Below are 17,237 nucleotides of genomic sequence, written 5' to 3'. Positions count from 1 at the left end.
GGTTTTGTCAATCCTAACTAGTAGTCGGAGGGAAATCCAATGAACAAAAAATCAATTCGTGACGTAGATTTAAAAGGTAAGCGTGTATTTTGCCGCGTTGATTTCAACGTACCTATGAAAGAAGGCAAAATTACAGATGAAACTCGTATCCGTGCAGCTCTTCCTACAATTCAATATTTAATAGAGCAAGGTGCGAAAGTAATTTTAGCAAGTCATTTAGGCCGTCCAAAAGGTCAAGCAGTAGAAGAATTACGTCTTACTCCAGTAGCAGCACGTTTAGGCGAGCTTCTTGGTAAAGATGTTAAAAAAGCGGACGAAGCATTCGGACCAGTTGCACAAGAAATGGTTGCAGCAATGAACGAAGGCGACGTATTAGTTCTTGAAAACGTACGTTTCTATGCGGGCGAAGAAAAGAACGATGCAGAACTTGCGAAAGAATTTGCAGCTCTTGCTGATATCTTCGTAAACGATGCATTCGGTGCAGCTCACCGTGCTCACGCTTCTACAGCAGGAATCGCAGACTACCTACCAGCAGTATCTGGTTTATTAATGGAAAAAGAGTTAGATGTATTAGGTAAAGCACTTTCTAACCCAGAACGTCCATTCACAGCTATCATCGGTGGTGCGAAAGTAAAAGATAAAATCGGTGTAATTCGTCATCTATTAGACAAAGTAGATAACTTAATCATCGGTGGCGGACTTGCTTATACATTCGTTAAAGCTTTAGGTCATGAAATTGGTCTATCTCTATGTGAAAACGACAAAATTGAACTAGCTAAAGAATTTATGCAACTTGCAAAAGAAAAAGGCGTAAACTTCTACATGCCAGTTGATGTTGTAATCACTGAGGAATTCTCTGAAACTGCAACAACTCAAATCGTTGGTATCGACTCTATTCCTTCTACTTGGGAAGGCGTGGACATCGGTCCTAAAACACGTGAAATTTATGCAGATGTAATTAAAAACTCTAAGCTTGTTGTATGGAATGGACCAATGGGTGTATTCGAAATGACTCCATTCGCAGAAGGTACAAAAGCAGTAGGGCAAGCATTAGCAGATGCAGAAGATACATACTCTGTTATCGGCGGTGGTGACTCTGCAGCAGCTGTTGAAAAATTCGGTATGGCTGATAAAATGAGCCACATTTCTACTGGCGGCGGTGCGTCATTAGAATTCATGGAAGGTAAAGAACTTCCAGGTGTAGTTTGTCTTAACGACAAATAAGTAGCAGCCAAAGAAAAAGGACGGTGCAAAGCATGCGTAAACCAATTATCGCAGGTAACTGGAAAATGAATAAAACTCTATCTGAAGCAGTTAGCTTCGTAGAGGAAGTTAAAGGTCAAATCCCAGCAGCTTCAGCTGTTGATGCAGTAGTTTGTTCGCCAGCTCTATTCTTAGAGCGCTTAGTAGCAAAGGCTGAAGGAACTGACTTACAAGTAGGTGCACAAAACATGCACTTCGAAAAAAATGGTGCATTCACTGGCGAAATTAGCCCAGTAGCACTTAGCGACTTAAAAGTAGGCTACGTAGTACTTGGCCACTCTGAGCGTCGTGAAATGTTTGCTGAAACAGACGAGTCAGTAAATAAAAAGACTCTTGCAGCATTTGAACATGGTTTAACACCAATCGTTTGTTGTGGTGAGACTTTAGAAGAGCGCGAAAGCGGAAAAACATTTGATCTAGTAGCAGGTCAAGTAACAAAAGCACTTGCAGGTTTAACAGAAGAGCAAGTTAAAGTAACTGTTATCGCTTATGAGCCAATCTGGGCTATCGGTACAGGTAAATCTTCTTCTTCTGCAGATGCAAATGAAGTATGTGCGCACATCCGTAAAGTTGTTGCAGAAGCTGTTTCTCCAGAAGCTGCAGAAGCTGTTCGTATTCAATACGGCGGTAGCGTAAAACCAGAAAACATTAAAGAGTATATGGCACAATCTGACATCGACGGCGCTTTAGTTGGCGGTGCTAGCTTAGAGCCTGCTTCGTTCTTAGGTCTTCTGGGGGCGGTAAAATGAGAAAGCCAACAGCTTTAATCATTCTTGATGGTTTCGGACTACGTGAAGAAACTTACGGGAATGCTGTAGCACAAGCTAAGAAACCTAATTTTGATGGTTACTGGAACAAATTCCCTCACACAACGCTTACAGCTTCTGGTGAGGAAGTAGGTCTTCCAGCAGGTCAAATGGGTAACTCAGAGGTTGGTCACTTAAATATCGGTGCTGGCCGCATCGTATATCAAAGCTTAACACGCGTAAACGTTGCAATTCGTGAAGGTGAGTTCGATCAGAACGAAACTTTCCAAAATGCAATTAAAAGCGTGAAAGAAAAAGGTACTGCTCTTCATTTATTCGGTTTACTTTCTGATGGTGGTGTGCACAGTCACATGAACCATATGTTTGCTCTTCTTCGCTTAGCAGCAAAAGAAGGCGTGGAGAAAGTATATATCCATGCATTCTTAGATGGCCGCGATGTTGGACCACAAACAGCAAAAGGTTATATCGATGCAACAAATGAAGTGATTAAAGAAACAGGAGTAGGACAATTCGCGACTATCTCTGGTCGTTATTACTCCATGGACCGTGACAAGCGCTGGGATCGCGTAGAAAAATGTTACCGTGCTATGGTGAATGGTGAAGGCCCTACTTATAAATCAGCAGAAGAGTGTGTAGAAGACTCTTATGCAAATGGTATTCATGATGAATTCGTATTGCCGTCTGTAATTGTTAACGAAGATGACACGCCAGTTGCAACAATCAATAATGATGATGCAGTTATCTTCTATAACTTCCGTCCAGACCGTGCAATTCAAATTGCTCGTGTATTTACAAACGAAGACTTCCGTGAGTTCGATCGTGGTGAAAAAGTACCTCACATTCCTGAGTTCGTTTGTATGACACATTTCAGTGAAACTGTAGATGGTTACGTGGCATTCAAGCCAATGAACCTTGATAACACATTAGGTGAAGTTGTTGCGCAAGCGGGATTAAAGCAACTTCGCATCGCGGAAACTGAAAAGTATCCGCACGTTACATTCTTCTTTAGCGGTGGTCGTGAGGCTGAATTCCCAGGAGAAGAGCGTATTTTAATTAACTCACCGAAGGTTGCAACGTATGACTTGAAACCTGAAATGAGCATTTATGAAGTAACGGACGCTTTAGTAAATGACATCGAAAATGATAAACATGATGTTATCATTCTTAACTTTGCAAACTGTGATATGGTTGGCCATTCTGGGATGATGGAACCAACAATTAAAGCAGTAGAAGCAACTGACGAATGTTTAGGAAAAGTTGTAGAAGCGATTCTTGCAAAAGATGGTGTAGCACTTATTACTGCTGACCATGGTAATGCCGATCAGGAGTTAACTGCTGAAGGCGGTCCTATGACAGCTCATACAACTAACCCGGTTCCTTTCATCGTTACAAAAAATGATGTAGAGCTTCGTGAAGGTGGTATTTTAGGAGATATCGCCCCAACAATGCTTACACTTTTAAATGTGGAACAACCGAAAGAAATGACAGGTAAAACAATTATTAAATAATTTGCTTATATAAAAAGGAGAGAATTTATTATGTCAACAATTATTGATGTTTATGCTCGCGAAGTCCTTGACTCTCGTGGTAACCCAACTGTAGAAGTAGAAGTTTACACAGAAAGCGGCGCATTCGGACGCGCTATCGTACCAAGTGGTGCATCTACTGGTGAGCACGAAGCAGTAGAATTACGTGACGGTGACAAATCTCGTTACCTTGGTAAAGGTGTTCTTAACGCAGTAAACAACGTTAACGAAGCAATCGCTCCAGAAATCGTTGGTTTCGACGTAACTGACCAAGCTGGTATCGACCGTGCTATGATCGAATTAGATGGCACTCCAAACAAAGGTAAACTAGGCGCTAACGCTATCCTTGGTGTATCTATGGCAGTAGCTCACGCAGCAGCTGACTTTGTAGGTCTTCCATTATACCGTTACCTTGGTGGATTCAATGCAAAACAATTACCAACTCCAATGATGAACATCATCAACGGTGGTTCTCACGCTGATAACAACGTTGACTTCCAAGAGTTCATGATCTTACCAGTTGGTGCTCCAACATTCAAAGAATCAATCCGTATGGGTGCTGAAGTATTCCATGCACTTAAAGCTGTATTACATGACAAAGGTCTTAACACTGCAGTAGGTGACGAAGGTGGATTCGCTCCAAACCTTGGTTCTAACCGTGAAGCATTAGAAGTAATCATCGAAGCTATCGAAAAAGCTGGTTACAAAGCTGGCGAGAACGTATTCTTAGGAATGGACGTTGCTTCTTCTGAGTTCTACAACAAAGAAACTGGTAAATATGACCTTGCAGGCGAAGGCCGTACTGGCTTAACTTCTGCAGAAATGGTTGATTTCTACGAAGAGCTTTGCAAAGACTTCCCAATCATCTCTATTGAAGATGGTTTAGACGAAAACGACTGGGATGGTCACAAATTATTAACTGAGCGTATCGGTGATAAAGTACAATTAGTTGGTGACGATTTATTCGTAACTAACACTCAAAAGCTTGCTGAAGGTATCGAAAAAGGTATCTCTAACTCAATCTTAATTAAAGTTAACCAAATCGGTACTTTAACTGAGACTTTCGAAGCAATCGAAATGGCTAAACGTGCTGGTTACACAGCAGTTGTATCTCACCGTTCTGGTGAAACTGAAGATGCTACAATCGCTGACATCGCAGTTGCAACTAACGCTGGCCAAATCAAAACTGGTTCTATGAGCCGTACTGACCGTATTGCTAAGTACAACCAATTATTACGTATCGAAGACGAGCTAGGCGAAATCGCTGTTTACGCTGGTTTACAATCTTTCTACAATATCAAACGATAATTGTAGAAAATAACGACAGACCGTGAGAAATCACGGTCTGTTTTTTTTTGCTAAAATTGTTCGTCTGTCATAAGTGACATGAAGTATTTAAAGAAGAGATTATAATCAAAATCGATAGCAATTTGCTGCGAGGGCCGATTGGTGAATGGGCTTGATCCTACTAAAGAGCGGAAATCACCGATGCTTGCTCCTTGAGCGTAAGATTCGGTCATGACGGTAATTGGTGATTTGTAGTAGGTAAACATAGAATTATCAAGTAAAGCTAATATCGGTATCGTGTCATGAAAAGGGCAGCCTTTTAATTGTGGTAAAATTTTTTCGTAATATCCATAGTAGTAATGATCGAATAGAGGTTTGACGAGAGAAGCCTTTCCTTTCGCCTCAATATATTCAGCCATATCAGGTGTAACGATGGAATACTGAGTTACATTTAACGGGTATATGTACATGTTGGATGCAGATTGTAATACAATGTTAGCCGCGATTGGATCGCCATAAAAATTCGCTTCTGATACGGGAGTTACATTACCTGGGTGCAGAAAGGAACCACCCATTACATAATAAGATTTAATTTGCTGCATTAAGTTTTTACATAAAATAAATAAAGCAGCTAGGGAAGTGAGTCGCCCTAAACTTACAATGATTAGTTCGTCTTTATACTGCTCGATAAGAGGGATAACTTCAAAAAAATTCTCCATTTCTCCGTTTTGTAACTTTTCATTTTGGATGATTGGCCCTAACCCTTCTTTACCGTGAATATTAGTAAAAAAAGCGGGTGGACCTCCATTGAGAGGACGGTCTGAACCACCAAATATTTTCATATCTCTATTTCTTGATTTTTGTTTAAGAAAATGAGCATTTTGTACGGCCATTTCTTTTGGAACATTGCCGTAATCAGCGACAATCCCAACAATTTCAATTTCATCGATAAAGAATGCGAGGAGGAGGGCTATCGCATCGTCGATTCCAGGATCACAAAAAATGAGAATTTTTTTAGACATACGTTCACCACCTACCTTTATATATATATGTGTGCTAGAGAGAAGGCAGAATAAAAATGGAGTGAAGGATTTTGTTTTATTAAAATAATAACCATCAAAATTCAGAAAATATAAACTTTATATATTAGGTCAAGGTTTTTGACATAAATTACATTGGGAAACGCAGTCATATCAAGGGTGTAAGCGTATAATATAGTGGGTTTTCGTTGTCGATTTGATAAATTGCAGGTTTTTACAATTTATACTATGATAAGGATATTAACAGAAGATCGTATAAACATGAGGGATGATGAACATGAAACTTACAAAGATTCTTGTCCAAATTGCTGCTCTTTATGTATTTTATATGGTTGGAAATTGGGTGCAAGAAATGTTGAATCTTCCGATTCCAGGAAGTTTGATTGGGATGTTCCTCCTACTTGTTTTGCTTAGCCTAAAAGTACTTCCAGTGAAATGGTTTGATTTAGGAGCAGAAACACTCGTTGCTATTATGCCGTTTTTATTAATTCCGCCAACGCTTGGCTTAATGAATTACGGTGCTTTTTTTATGAGTAAAGGAATTTCCCTTTTCATTACAGTTGTAGCGAGTACGTTTTTAATTATTATTGTCGCAGGACATACAGGACAATATCTTGCGAATAGAAAGGAAAAAGAGACACAATGAGCCAAATATTAATCGGAATCGGTTGGGTTCTTTTTACGGTGCTATTATATCAATTATCTAAAAAAATCTACAAATTATTTCCAACACCATTTACCATTCCAATGCTTGTTGCAACAGGATTAATGGCTTTCTTATTTATAATGCTTGATATACCATATCAAAATTATATGGAAAGTGGTGGTGGCTGGATTGCGAAGCTACTCGGACCAGGTGTTGTAGCATTTGCAATCCCGCTTTATAAACAACGTCATGTCCTGCAAAAATATGTTGTACCAATTGCTGGTGGTGTATTAGTAGGTACAACGGTTGCTATTGCAAGTGATTTCGCTATTGCCTCACTTATGGGAACAGATAAAAGCTTAATTTTATCTTCTTTACCAAAATCAGTGACAATGCCAGTTGCGATGAGTGTATCTGAACAAGTTGGTGGTGTCCCGTCCTTAACAGCAGCCTTCGTCGTTATCGCAGGTATTACTGGAACAATTACAGGACCAATTTTATTAAAATGGAGCCGTGTTACAAACTCAGTTGGTAAAGGTATTGGCTTTGGATGTGCTTCTCATATTATGGGTGTTATGAGAGCGATGAAAAATAATGAGCATGAAGGTGTTATTGGATCGGTAACAATGACATTAACAGCAATTTTGACATGTTTGCTCGGACCGTTATTCGCAATGGTGTTTATGTAATAGAAGAAAAGCGAGAGCGACACTATAGGCTCTCGCTTTTCTATAGGATTTATGCTAACATTTAAACTAACTGAATCTTTGTAGGAGGTACGCCAAGTGCATACGTTATTATCAGTTTTACTTATTATTGTATCGATTTTAATGATTGTTATGGTACTTATGCAGTCTAGTAATAGCTCAGGCCTTTCAGGCGCTATTTCAGGTGGTGCAGAGCAATTGTTTGGTAAGCAAAAGGCACGTGGAATTGAAGCGGTATTAAACCGTATTACAGTTGTTTTAGCTGTATTATTCTTCGTACTAACAATTGGTGTTACGTACTTAAATTTATAGAGTTAAAAAGAAGAAGCGTTAGCTGATTTGTGCTAATGGTTCTTCTTTTTTAATTTGTTATTCAAAAAAAGTTTCTAATTAGATTATAGAATTATAAATATGGTACACTAAGAATAGAAAGAATACGACTAGATTACAGAAGAGAAAGAGGAGAAGTACATGATGAAATTAGCATCTCCGAAACCATTTACATTTGAAGGTGGAGACCGCGCTGTTTTATTATTACATGGATTCACAGGGAACTCAGCTGACGTACGCATGCTAGGGCGTTTCTTAGAGAAGAAAGGCTATACTTGTCATGCACCAATTTATAAAGGACACGGCGTACCACCAGAAGAGCTTGTTCATACAGGCCCTGAAGACTGGTGGAAAGATGTAATGAATGCCTACCAGCATTTAAAAGATCAAGGTTACGAGAAAATAGCTGCGGTTGGATTATCATTAGGCGGAGTATTCTCATTAAAACTTGCTTATACATTACCGATTTTAGGTGTTGTACCAATGTGTGCACCGATGTACATTAAAAGTGAAGAAATTATGTACCAAGGTATATTGGCATATGCCCGCGAATATAAAAAGCGTGAGCAAAAATCACCAGAACGAATTGAGCAGGAAATGTTTGAATTTAAACAGACACCAATGAATACATTAAAAGCATTACAGGAGTTGATTCGTGACGTACGCAATAATGTTGATATGATTTATGCTCCAACATTCGTTGTACAAGCACGTCATGATGAGATGATTAATACAGATAGTGCTAACATTATTTATAACGGTGTAGAATCTACGTTAAAAGACATTAAATGGTATGAAGACTCTACGCATGTCATTACACTTGATAAAGAACGTGATGTGCTACATGAGGATGTATATAACTTCTTGGAGCAACTAGATTGGTAAGGTCTAGTTGCCTCTTTTTTTCATAAGGGAATTTTTATCCCGCTATTTGTGGGCTAATAATCAGTGGGAACGGACAAAAAACCACTGGTTAAAGTTACACTTTATGAAAGCTGTAAAAAATCATTGGGAGATGATTAAAGTTTCACTTTATACATCCCCCATCTTTCGGATACACTAAATAATATAAGGGTTTAAAGGAGGTATTTCTGCTTGGAAGAAATCATGCAAGAACATATTGATAAGTTGTTATTATTTATGAGGGAAGAAGCGTATAAACCGTTAACGATACAAGAATTAGAATCGGCATTTGGAATCGAAGGCTCTGAGGGCTTTAAAGATTTCGTAAAGGCACTTGTAATGATGGAAGAGAAGGGGCTTGTTATCCGCACACGTAGTAACCGCTACGGTCTTCCAGAAAAAATGAATTTAGTACGCGGTAAATTAATTGGGCACGCACGTGGTTTTGCGTTCGTCGTTCCAGAAGAGAAGAAAACAGGAGATGATGATCTTTTCATCCCGCCGACAGAATTAAATGGTGCACTTCATGGTGATACAGTATTAGCACGTGTTAGCGCACAATCAAGTGGATCACGCCAAGAAGGCGCGATTGTTCGTATTTTAGAGCGTGGAACGAAGGAACTAGTTGGTACATATACAGAGTCAAAGAACTTTGGATTTGTTATACCTGATAATAAACGCTGGACAAGTGACATTTTTATCTTGAAAAGTGCATCTATGGGCGCTGTAGAAGGCCATAAAGTAGTTGTGAAAATTACGGGCTACCCAGAGAACCGTTTAAGCGCAGAAGGTGAAGTTATTCAAATTCTAGGTCATAAAAATGACCCAGGAGTAGATATTTTATCTGTCATTCATAAACATCATTTACCTTTAGCATTCCCTGAAGAAGTGATGGAGCATGCAAACAGTGTACCAGAAACGATTTCAGAAGAAGATATAAAAGATCGCCGTGATTTACGTGATCAAATGATTGTTACAATTGATGGTGCGGATGCGAAAGACTTAGATGACGCTGTTACAGTAACGAAGCTTGAGAACGGTAACTATAAGCTTGGCGTTCATATTGCGGATGTAAGTCATTACGTTCAAGAAGGTTCTCCAATTGATGTTGAAGCAGCAGAGAGAGCAACGAGTGTATATCTTGTAGACCGTGTAATTCCGATGATTCCGCATCGTTTATCAAACGGTATTTGTTCATTAAATCCGAAAGTAGACCGTCTGACACTATCTTGTGAAATGGAAATCAACAATCTAGGTGATGTTGTAAAACACGAGATTTTCCAAAGTGTAATTAAAACGACAGAGCGTATGACGTATGCTGACGTAAGAAGCATTTTAGAAGATGAAGACGAAGCGCTAATTGAACGCTACGAGCCGCTAGTGCCAATGTTTAAAGAAATGGGGCAGTTAGCACAAATTTTACGTGAAAAACGTATGCGCCGTGGTGCGATTGACTTTGACTTTAAAGAAGCGAAAGTACTAGTAGATGAAGAAGGAAAACCGACTGATGTTGTAATGCGTGATCGTTCTGTATCAGAGAAGTTAATTGAAGAGTTTATGCTTGTTGCGAACGAAACAGTAGCGGAGCATTTCCACTGGATGAACGTACCGTTTATGTACCGTGTCCATGAAGATCCGAAAGAAGATAAGCTTGAGCGTTTCTTCGAGTTTGTAACAAACTTCGGATATGCAGTAAAGGGACGTGCGAATGAAATACACCCTCGTGCATTGCAACAAATTCTTGAAATGGTTCAAGGTCAGCCGGAAGAAATAGTCATTTCAACAGTTATGCTTCGTTCTATGAAGCAAGCACGTTACGATTCGAACAGCTTAGGACATTTTGGTTTATCAACTGAGTTCTACACGCATTTCACATCGCCAATTCGTCGTTACCCAGATACGATTGTTCATAGATTGATTCGTGAATACATCATTAATGGTAAAGTAGACAACGAAACGCAAGCGAAATGGCGTGAAAACTTACCTGAGATTGCAGAGCACTCTTCTAATATGGAACGCCGCGCTGTTGAAGCAGAGCGTGAAACAGACGAAATGAAAAAAGCAGAGTATATGGTTGATAAGATCGGTGAAGAGTATGACGGTATGATTAGCTCTGTAACAAACTTCGGTTTATTCGTAGAGCTTCCAAATACAATTGAAGGTCTTGTACACGTTAGCTATTTAACAGATGATTACTACCGTTATGACGAAAAACATTTTGCGATGATTGGAGAACGTACAGGTAACGTATTCCGCATCGGTGACGAAATTACAATTCGTGTTATTAACGTAAATAAAGACGAGCGCGCAATCGACTTTGAAATCGTTGGCATGAAAGGCACACCTCGTCGTAAGTTCAAAGATCGTCCAGTTGTGATTGAACAGCCAAGAACAGGCAGAAAGAAACGCGGTGGACGTAGCGAACGTAGTAATGAGCGCGGTGGTGAACGCGGCACAGGAAGAAAGTTTGATCGTGGTGGACAAGGAAAAGGAAAAGCATCTGCATCCACATCCGCTAGTCAGCCAGGGAAAAAAGATGGTAATAGTAATAGTAATAGTAATGGTAAGAAGAAAAAAGGATTCTTTGAAAATGTACCAGGATTCAAGAAGAAAAAGAAAAAGCGCAAGTAAGAAAAGAGTGGCTTCGCCTTACATTCTGAGCGAGCCACTTTCGCTTTTTGTTGAATCCAGCTACAGTGGCTAGAATGTTTGGCGGCTTCGCTTCTTCCCAGGAGGCAAAGAGCGCCTCAAGGTCAGAGGCTCCATCCACCTCACATTCTGAGCGAGCCACTTTCGCTTTTTAATAACATTTGTTACAATGGTAAAAATAGAGGAGGGACGTTATATGCCAAAAGGTACAGGTAAGGTTATTGCGCAAAATAAAAAAGCATTTCATGATTATTTCATCGAAGAAACATACGAAGCAGGGCTTGTCCTTCAAGGAACGGAAATTAAGTCGATTCGCGCTGGTCGCGTGAACTTGAAAGATGCGTTTGCACGTATACATAACGGTGAAGTATGGGTTCATAATATGCATATTAATACGTACGAGCAAGGGAATCGTTTTAACCATGATCCGCTTCGTACGAGAAAATTACTTCTTCATAAAAAAGAAATTGATAAGCTAGCAGGTTATGCAAAAGAAACGGGTTACGCATTAGTTCCACTTAGAATCTATTTGAAAAATGGATTTGCAAAAATGGCACTTGGTTTAGCAAAAGGTAAGAAGCAATATGATAAACGTCACGATTTAAAAGAGAAAGAAGCTAAACGTGAAATTGCACGCGTGTTCCGTGATCGTCAAAAGATGTAATACAGATATTTACATTTGTAAAACGGCACGCGTATGTTATAATAACTTATGTAAGATTGTTGCACATTGAAAAACAGCTCTTAGTAGCTATCACGATATTTCTTCGTATGCTCCATTTTTATCATGGGGACGTTACGGATTCGACAGGGATAGTTCGAGCTTAGGTTGCGAGTCGAGGGGATCGGCCTCGTTAAAACGTCAAAGCCTATAATTGGCAAACAAAACAATCTTTCTTTAGCTGCTTAATTGCACTAAAGGTTCCTCCCTCCATCGTCCATGTGGTAGGGTAAGGGACTCAAACTAAGTGGACTACGCCGGAGTTCGCCGTCTGAGGGCGAAGGAAGAGAACAATCAGACTAGCAACTTGGAAGCCTGTCGATAGGCCGAAGAGTTCGCGAAATGCTAATATATCGACTACACTCGTAGAAGCTTAAGTGCCGATATTTTTGGACGTGGGTTCGACTCCCACCGTCTCCACCAATACATATTTGGTGGTTTTTTTATTTTGTGTGATATGAACCATAAGTTTGCCGCTCCGGCAAGCTTATGGTTCTTTTTGTTTGCGGCAAACTTATGCTTCCAGGATTTGAAGAATATTTTTAATGTCGCTTTTAAATAAAGTCACGGTGCTTATAAAAAAGATGCGATGTTTTGTCCCTTTGGATCTGTTTATCTAAAGGGATGTTTTTATAGTGAAAAGAAAATCTGAACTGAAAGGCGGATTAAGGAACTGTTGGGCGGCAATAAAGTTACTCCACTAAAGGGCCAGATTGTTGAACATCATATATAAGAAAATTGGATATTTATCTTATAAATACAGAAGTGATTGTAAAGTTTTGCACTTAAACGGCCAGTTTAATTGAATTGTAAAAGAGCGGTCTTTATCCCATTGGGCATTTTAACAATCTTAACGAGATATTAATTCCAGCGTAGGATAATTATGTTATTATAGGTTTATTGTGGGAATATCTCGATCAATTTCACCTATAGAAAGGAGTGGAGAAAAAGATGGGAAAAATAATTCTAATGGTCGCTATAATTCTAGGACTAAATACTTTGATTCCAATAGCTCATGCAGACTCAAATGATAAAATTCATAAGATTGAACAATTTGTTGAAGAACAAATGGAAATTAGTCAAATTCCTGGGATATCGGTAGTTATTGTAGAGAAGGGAAAAACAGTTTATCAAAAAGGTTTCGGGTACGCAGATGTAAAGGAGAAAATCCCTGTTACTTCCCAAACATTATTTGAACTAGCATCAACATCAAAAGCATTTACAGGTCTAGCCATTTTACAATTAGAAAAAGAAGGATTATTAAAACGAACTGATGATGTACGAAAATACATCCCATGGCTGGAGTTAGAATATGAAGGAGAACCACAGACCATTACAATAAATCAATTGCTTCATCAAACCAGCGGGATTGCTTCGAACACCATTGTACATATTCCTGAAAGTAACGCCGAGAACGCACTTGAATTAACAGTAAGAACCCTGCTTGATCAGCCTTTGAATCGTAAACCAGGTAGCTCATTTGAATACGCTACCATCAATTATGACGTTTTGGGGCTAGTCATTGAGAATGTTTCAAAGCAGCCATATGACTTGAATATAAAAGAACAATTATTAGAACAAATCGGAATGAAGGATTCCTATGTTGGCTTACATCAAGTTCAGTCTGATGAGTTGGCAACTGGTTATAAAATAGGATTCATGAGAGAGCAAGAATATACACCGCCTATTTATCGAGGAAATATACCTGCTGGTTATATTGTCAGCAATACAAACGATATCGCAAAATGGTTAAACATACAGTTAGGAGCCATCCAAAACGATACGATCAGTAAACAAACGATCGAACAATCGCACATCCCTGATCAATCCGTAGAGCCTATCCTTCAAGACACCTATTATGCAAGTGGGTGGAGAGTTGAGGAAAAGAATGACAAACGATACATATGGCACGATGGGGCAAATCCAACGTTTTCTTCTTATTTCATCATGCAACCTGATGAACAAATAGGGGTAGCCATTTTATCCAATATGGATACAACCTTTACAACAGCAATAGGTAAAAGCGTGATGGATTTATGGGAAGGAAATAATGTTAACTTGAATCATACTGACGGATATCAAAAGGGGGATAAAGTCTTAACGATTCTCTGTATTATTATTGGCTGTCTAGGGATAATTTTTAGTATTTTATTGCTAAGAAACTTATGGAAGTTTAAAAGAAAACAACGAGCTTGGGCATTGTTGAAAGGGAAGAGAATTTTTCTATTTGTGTTCCATTCACTGTTTGTAGCTGTGATTTTAATACTTGTGATGGTGGCTCCTAAAATACTCAATATGTATTGGGAGTATATTAGAGTATGGGGACCAACTTCAATTTCGATGTTTTATTATATTGGAATAGCAACAATTATCATTTATTATTTATTCGTATTATGGCTAATTATTACCAAAAAGGTATCTTTATTAGAAAGAAAGTAGTATTCACAAATGAAATAATGAGCTATTTTATGTTGAATTTAATAAATTAAGATCTTCCACAATCGGGCGCGATTGTGGAGTAAACACAGGTAGAAAAATGATTAAACTTTTTATAAAAAATTATTCACTAGCAACAAATAACCCAAGCATTTTGATCAAACTTTTTTCAAAATGTTTGGGTTTCTTCTGTTGAAAAATCAATTTTTGTAGCATGCTTTTGATCAAACTTTATTACAAACCAACAGCATTCACGGCAAGCTTATGGGTTAATAATTTATCCACGGCAAAGATATGCTTCCTTTTCCCTCGAACAATCAACTAAATCTCCTCAAAAACATGTAATTTCCGGCAAGGATATGCTTCCTTTAGCGGCAACTTTATGGGTAAAGTCACATTTTGTATGATATGAACCGTAATTTTACCGGATTGGCAGGGTTATGGTTCTTTTTGTTTACGGCAAAGTTACGCTTCTAAAAATAGAATGTATCTAATTCTTCGATTCTTTCAATTCCATCCTCAATGCATCTTGTGTGTGTTCTCCCTTAATGGTTACAATTTTATCCCGTCAAAGCCCGGCGGGGAGCTTATATGAATATTTCGCTTTATTTAAATCTTCATATGTTTTGTGTTTTCATCCATATCTATTGTAAGATTATATAGAGTTCTCCTAATAAGCTGTTATAGTGGATTTTTTAGGAATTTAAAATTTATAAATCTTAAATTATTTTTTCGGAATAATTTTTATCTAACTAAGTTATATTGAAGTAGAGGTGAACCATCGGTGAAGCAGGTGTTGGTAATTAAGAATGAACGGTCTTTAGCAAAGAAAATCGTAAGCGGTCTAACGCAAGAAGGCTATTTCATTTTAAAACTTCACAATGAAAACCAAGGTTTAAATATAATATATGAACAAGATTGGGATATTATCGTATTGGATTGGGATTCATTAAGTATATCGGGACCAGAAATTTGTAGACAAATACGATTAGTTAAAACGACACCGATAATTATTGTGACCGACAATATTTCTAGCAAGGATTGCGTAGCAGGGTTACAAGCAGGAGCAGATGATTATATAAGAAAACCATTTGCGAAAGAAGAATTAGTAGCCAGGGTTCAAGCTATTTTAAGGAGAAGTGACTGTATCCAGCAAAATGAGACAAACTTTTTTCAGTTTAAAGATCTCTTTGTTGATGCATCTAGCCATATTGTGAAAAAAGGTGGTAAAAATCTCTCGCTTACGAAGCGCGAGTACGATTTACTTGTATTTTTAATTAAGAATAAAAATACAATATTGAGCCGTGAAATGCTTTTGAATCAGGTTTGGGGATATAACGTAGTAGTCAATCCAAATGTAGTAGACTTATATATTGGGTATGTAAGAAAAAAGTTAAAGTGCGAGAAGAAAGAGAGATATATTCAAACGATACATGGCAGAGGCTATTCAATGGTTGAATGATAAAAATAAGATAATAGGTAAAGTACAGTTTGTCATAATAGAAAAAACGAGTAAAACTATTTCATACAGTTTTACTCGTTTTTTCTATTAAACCTGATAATCAAATAGTTTCTGTGAAATATTAAAAGACGGAAACTATAAAAAGAAGATTGCTACCAGGCAATGGATTATGAAAAATTAGCTATTAATGGGCATTTTTTTGCAGTAGAAATCATGGTTTATAAGGTGCCCAATCTATTGATTAGTACGTGTGGGGGATGACTCTGGTGCGCATTAGATGAGACTGTATCTAATTTATGTTTAGTTTTATTAACTCACACCATTCACAAGATTTTCACATAATTAATGACTATACTTATTAACAGGATATTCAAATGAAAATGATTATCAATAGCAATTTAGATGCATAAAGGTTACTATCTAATTTAATCTATGGACGTTATCATTTTCGAACTAAATTACATTATAAGGAGTATACGTATGAAAAAAACTATGCTTTTAAAATTAGTAAGTATTTTAGCAATTTTCACTTTAATGTTAGTAGCTTGCTCAGATTCAAGTAAGGAAACTTCGAAAGCTAATAAAGGTGATAGTAGTGATAAGCCAAAAACAGTTGAAATCACTGATGCACATGGAACTGTTAAAGTCCCTGTAAATCCAAAAAATGTAGTTGCTTTGGATAATAGAACTTTTGAAACTTTAGCTGATTGGGGAATTAAATTAGCGGCTGCTCCAAAGGATGTAATGCCTGCAGATTCAGCATATGTAAAGGATAGTAAAGTTCAAAATATTGGAAATCACCGCGAACCAAATCTTGAAATTATTGCAGCAGCAAACCCTGAACTTGTAATCGTTGGTCAAAGATTTGCTGGCCATTACGAAGAGATCAAAAAATTAGTGCCAAATGCAGCTGTTATTGATCTTAATGTTGATGTTTCTGAGAAAGCTACTAAGCCTGGAGAAAACTTAGTAAAAGGACTTAAAGATTCTACAATTTCTTTAGGAAAAATCTTTGATAAAGATAAAGAAGCTAAAAAATTAGTAGCTGATTTTGATAAATCTATTGAAAATGTAAAATCTGCTTATAATGGAAAAGATAAAGTTATGAGTGTTATCGTTACTGGTGGGAATATTGGTTTTGCTGCTCCTCACTCTGGTCGCGTTTGGGGACCAATGTATGAGATTTTCGGTTGGACTCCAGCACTAGAAGTGTCTAATTCTACTGCAGGTCATAAAGGTGATGACGTTTCTGTTGAAGCTATTGCACAAACAAATCCTGATTGGCTTTTCGTATTAGATCGTGATGCTGCAACATCTGATGCTGCTACTTCAGCTCCTGCTCAGGATGTTATTTCTAAATCACCTGCTCTTCAAAACACAACTGCTGTTTCTAAAAAACAAATTGTTTATGCACCAGCAGATACTTACACAAATGAATCAATTGAGACTTATATAGAGTTGTTTGGAAATATTGCGAAAATTTTAGCTAAGTAGTGTAAA

Annotated in this window: 14 protein-coding genes and 1 other RNA gene; 14 read left to right on the top strand and 1 reads right to left on the bottom strand. The window is 38.0% G+C overall.

The features are described 5' to 3' along the window. The first annotated feature begins 39 nt into the window (after window positions 1–39). From JFT89_RS16745 to eno, 4 genes are read left to right on the top strand one after another with little or no spacing between them, the layout of a single operon-like run. On the top strand, window positions 40–1,224 hold the full coding sequence (locus tag JFT89_RS16745) for a phosphoglycerate kinase (RefSeq protein WP_002016070.1): 1,185 nt from the start codon (window positions 40–42) through the stop codon (window positions 1,222–1,224). Between the two features lie 32 nt (window positions 1,225–1,256). Next, the gene (tpiA, locus tag JFT89_RS16740) at window positions 1,257–2,012 is read left to right on the top strand and encodes a triose-phosphate isomerase (protein WP_002016069.1); all 756 of its coding nucleotides are present in this window, start codon (window positions 1,257–1,259) and stop codon (window positions 2,010–2,012) included. Then, window positions 2,009–3,538 (top strand): 2,3-bisphosphoglycerate-independent phosphoglycerate mutase, encoded by a 1,530-nt coding sequence (gene gpmI, locus JFT89_RS16735; RefSeq protein ID WP_002129880.1) that lies wholly within the window; start codon window positions 2,009–2,011, stop codon window positions 3,536–3,538. The genes tpiA and gpmI overlap by 4 nt, the downstream gene beginning before the upstream one ends. 30 nt (window positions 3,539–3,568) lie before the next feature. Next, a complete protein-coding gene (eno, locus tag JFT89_RS16730) occupies window positions 3,569–4,864 on the top strand; it encodes a phosphopyruvate hydratase (RefSeq protein ID WP_002034740.1) in 1,296 nt (431 codons plus the stop codon). Window positions 4,865–4,914: 50 nt separating this feature from the next. Here the strand turns inward: eno and JFT89_RS16725 are convergent, their stop codons facing one another. After that, on the bottom strand, window positions 4,915–5,865 hold the full coding sequence (locus tag JFT89_RS16725; protein ID WP_002068185.1) for a nucleoside hydrolase: 951 nt from the start codon (window positions 5,863–5,865) through the stop codon (window positions 4,915–4,917). Window positions 5,866–6,151: 286 nt separating this feature from the next. Here JFT89_RS16725 and JFT89_RS16720 point away from each other — a divergent pair, with 286 nt between their 5' ends. From JFT89_RS16720 to JFT89_RS16675, 10 genes are all read left to right on the top strand, one after another. Further along, entirely contained in the window at window positions 6,152–6,529 is a 378-nt protein-coding gene (locus JFT89_RS16720; protein WP_002016064.1) for a CidA/LrgA family holin-like protein, read from the top strand. Continuing rightward, window positions 6,526–7,218, top strand: coding sequence for an LrgB family protein (locus tag JFT89_RS16715; RefSeq protein ID WP_016096556.1), 693 nt, complete (start codon window positions 6,526–6,528; stop codon window positions 7,216–7,218). The genes JFT89_RS16720 and JFT89_RS16715 overlap by 4 nt, the downstream gene beginning before the upstream one ends. Window positions 7,219–7,314: 96 nt before the next feature. After that, window positions 7,315–7,548 carry a preprotein translocase subunit SecG gene (gene secG, locus JFT89_RS16710; RefSeq protein WP_002144925.1) on the top strand — a complete coding sequence of 78 codons (234 nt, stop codon included), beginning with the start codon at window positions 7,315–7,317 and terminating at the stop codon, window positions 7,546–7,548. Between the two features lie 162 nt (window positions 7,549–7,710). Further along, entirely contained in the window at window positions 7,711–8,451 is a 741-nt protein-coding gene (locus JFT89_RS16705; protein ID WP_162836430.1) for an alpha/beta hydrolase, read from the top strand. A gap of 222 nt (window positions 8,452–8,673) precedes the next feature. Beyond that, window positions 8,674–11,100, top strand: a complete 2,427-nt coding sequence (gene rnr / locus JFT89_RS16700) for a ribonuclease R (protein ID WP_374191879.1) — start codon at window positions 8,674–8,676, stop codon at window positions 11,098–11,100. A gap of 214 nt (window positions 11,101–11,314) precedes the next feature. Next, window positions 11,315–11,782: an SsrA-binding protein gene (gene smpB / locus JFT89_RS16695; protein WP_016096557.1), complete on the top strand. Its 468-nt coding sequence runs from the start codon at window positions 11,315–11,317 to the stop codon at window positions 11,780–11,782. 125 nt (window positions 11,783–11,907) lie between these two features. Continuing rightward, window positions 11,908–12,262: a transfer-messenger RNA gene (gene ssrA, locus JFT89_RS16690) on the top strand. A gap of 528 nt (window positions 12,263–12,790) precedes the next feature. After that, window positions 12,791–14,278, top strand: a complete 1,488-nt coding sequence (locus JFT89_RS16685; RefSeq protein WP_201040378.1) for a serine hydrolase domain-containing protein — start codon at window positions 12,791–12,793, stop codon at window positions 14,276–14,278. 781 nt (window positions 14,279–15,059) lie between these two features. Next, a complete protein-coding gene (locus JFT89_RS16680) occupies window positions 15,060–15,737 on the top strand; it encodes a response regulator transcription factor (RefSeq protein ID WP_002068199.1) in 678 nt (225 codons plus the stop codon). A 480-nt stretch (window positions 15,738–16,217) separates the two neighbouring features. Next, window positions 16,218–17,231, top strand: coding sequence for a siderophore ABC transporter substrate-binding protein (locus JFT89_RS16675; RefSeq protein ID WP_016096559.1), 1,014 nt, complete (start codon window positions 16,218–16,220; stop codon window positions 17,229–17,231). Window positions 17,232–17,237: the final 6 nt, after the last annotated feature.

This window comes from Bacillus sp. TH25, assembly GCF_016650935.1.
GTDB lineage: Bacteria > Bacillota > Bacilli > Bacillales > Bacillaceae_G > Bacillus_A > Bacillus_A mycoides.
This window is presented reverse-complemented; position numbering and strand designations above follow the sequence as displayed.